Source organism: Micromonospora phytophila, from assembly GCF_023656545.1.
GTDB lineage: Bacteria > Actinomycetota > Actinomycetes > Mycobacteriales > Micromonosporaceae > Micromonospora > Micromonospora phytophila.
Genome location: NZ_JAMOKF010000553.1, coordinates 1 through 2157, shown reverse-complemented (window position 1 = coordinate 2157; position 2157 = coordinate 1). Strand labels below are relative to the sequence as shown.

Genomic DNA, 2157 nt, shown 5'->3' with positions numbered 1-2157 from the left:
CAGCGGCGCAGCGTGGGCGTCGCCTCGGCCGGCGCCTCGATGGCGGCCGAGACCTGCACCTTCACCACCGGCAGGCCGGCGGCGCGCAGCCGGCCCAGCGCCGCAGCCGGGTCCTCCCAGGCGCAGGCGAGGTGCGCCAGGTCGACACAGACGCCGAGCCGCTCACTGTCCATGCCGGACAGTATCCCGACCGCCTGCCCGGTGCTCTCGACCAGGCAGCCCGGCTCGGGCTCGAAGCCCACTCGGACCGGGCGGCCGGTGTCCCGCTCGACGGCGGCGAGCCCGGCCGCGAGCTGGTCCAGCCGGCGACGGGCGGCGTCCGCCCGGGTGGTGTCCCAGGGCAGCCGCCAGGCCAGCGGCAGAGTGGAGACCGAGCCCCGGGCGGCGTCGTCGGGGAGCAGGTCGGCCAGCACCCGGGCCAGGTCCAGGGTGTACGCGAGCCGCCGATCCGTCGTCCAGTCCGGGTGGTAGACGTCGCCCTTGACCACCGGGGCCTGGAAGGCCGCGTACGGGAAGCCGTTGAGGGTGACCACCTCCAGACCCCGCGCGGTCAGCTCGGCGCGCAGCCGGCGACGGGCCGACGGGTCGGCGGCCAGCTCGGCGGCGACCGGCGCGGCCAGCCAGAGCCCGAGGCCGAGCAGGTCGGCGTGGAGCGTCTCGCGGACGGGCACGGCGTAGGTGTCCAGTTGGGCGAGGATGCCGGCGAGGTCCTCGGCGGGGTGCACGTTGGTGCAGTAGCCGAGGTGGACCGTGGCGCCGCCGGCGTGCCGCAGCCGCATCAGCTGCCGCCGCGCAGGATCGAGTTGCCGGCGAAGGTCTGTTCCGGCCGGTCGAGGTCGCTCACGTCGAGCCGGCCGGACTGGCCGTAGAACTCCACCGGGTTGCGCCAGAGCACCCGGTCGACGTCGTCGTCGGTGAAGCCGGCGAGCAGCATCGCCTCACCGGTGGCCCGGGTCAGCAGCGGGTCGGAGCGCCCCCAGTCGGCCGCCGAGTTGACCAGCACCCGCTCGGTCCCGTACGCCCGCAGCAGCTCCACCATCCGGGGCGGGGACATCTTGGTGTCGGGGTAGATGGAGAAGCCCAACCAGCAGCCGGTGTCCCGGACCAGCTTCACGGTCACCTCGTTGAGGTGGTCGAGCACCACCCGACCCGGCTCGATGCCGGACTCGGCGACCACGGCGAGACTGCGCTCCACCCCCCGGGCCTTGTCCCGGTGCGGGGTGTGCACCAGCGCCGGCAGGTCGTGCGCGACCGCCAGGGCGAGCTGGGCGGCGAACGCCTCGTCCTCCTCCGGCGTCATCGAGTCGTAGCCGATCTCGCCGACCGCCACCACCCCGTCCTTGTCCAGGTAGCGCGGCAGCAGGTCGAGCACCGGGCGGCAGCGCGGGTCGTTGGCCTCCTTCGGGTTCAGCGCCACGGTGGCGTGGTGCCGAACCCCGAACTGCCCGGCCCGGAACGGTTCCCAGCCGATGAGGGAGTCGAAGTAGTCGGCGAAGGAGGCGGCGCTGGTGCGCGGCTGGCCCAGCCAGAACGCCGGCTCCACCACCGCGCGCACCCCGGCGGCGGCCATCCGCTCGTAGTCGTCGGTGGTGCGTGAGGTCATGTGGATGTGCGGGTCGAAGATGCGCATCACGCCTCCCTGGCGCTGGGCCGGCCGGCACCGGCGCGGGGCCGGCCGGATCCGGCGCTGATCGGGTCGGACCCGGCGGTGAGCCGGTCCAGCAGGTCGGTGGCGTCGGCGGGCATGCTCCGGCCGGCCGCCTGCCGCTCGGCGGCCAGCCCGGCGAGCATCGCGGCGAGCTCGGCGTCGGCGCGGGCGTCGAGGTCGTGCACCACGGCCAGCGGCACACCGGTGAACACGCACTTGAGCACGGCCTGCCGCCAGGCCGCCGGGTCCAGGTGCCGGGCGTACGGCCCGAGGGCGGCGGCGACCAGCCGGGTGTCGTTGGTACGCAGCGCGTCGTGCAGCAGCGGCACGGCGGCCGCGCCGACGGGCAGCAGTGGCAGGGCCTTCAGCACGGCCCGCTTCTCGGCGGCGTCGCCGTGCCGGTAGAGGGCGTCGGCGTGCGCGGCGTGGTCGGTGGTCAGGGCGGTGAGCAGCAGCACCCGGGCCCGGTCCCGCTCGTACGCCGAGCGCCCGTAGCCGGTGTCCTTCGG

3 protein-coding genes are annotated in these 2157 nt (G+C 75.3%); all 3 read right to left on the bottom strand.

Annotation, left to right across the window (positions count from 1 at the left end; genetic code table 11):
• The coding region (eboE, locus tag NCC78_RS31110; protein WP_250799000.1) for a metabolite traffic protein EboE at positions 1-779 on the bottom strand (779 nt) is incomplete at its 3' end.
• Positions 779-1630: a TatD family hydrolase gene (locus NCC78_RS31105; protein WP_250798999.1), complete on the bottom strand. Its 852-nt coding sequence runs from the start codon at positions 1628-1630 to the stop codon at positions 779-781. The genes eboE and NCC78_RS31105, both read right to left, overlap by 1 nt.
• Positions 1630-2157: EboA domain-containing protein (locus NCC78_RS31100; RefSeq protein ID WP_250798997.1), on the bottom strand; the 528-nt coding region annotated here is incomplete at its 5' end. The genes NCC78_RS31100 and NCC78_RS31105, both read right to left, overlap by 1 nt.

What these genes read in the sequence shown, in the direction of transcription:
- NCC78_RS31105 (WP_250798999.1), bottom strand. Translation starts at nt 1,630, where the DNA reads ATGCGCATCTTCGACCCGCACATCCACATGACCTCACGCACCACCGAC.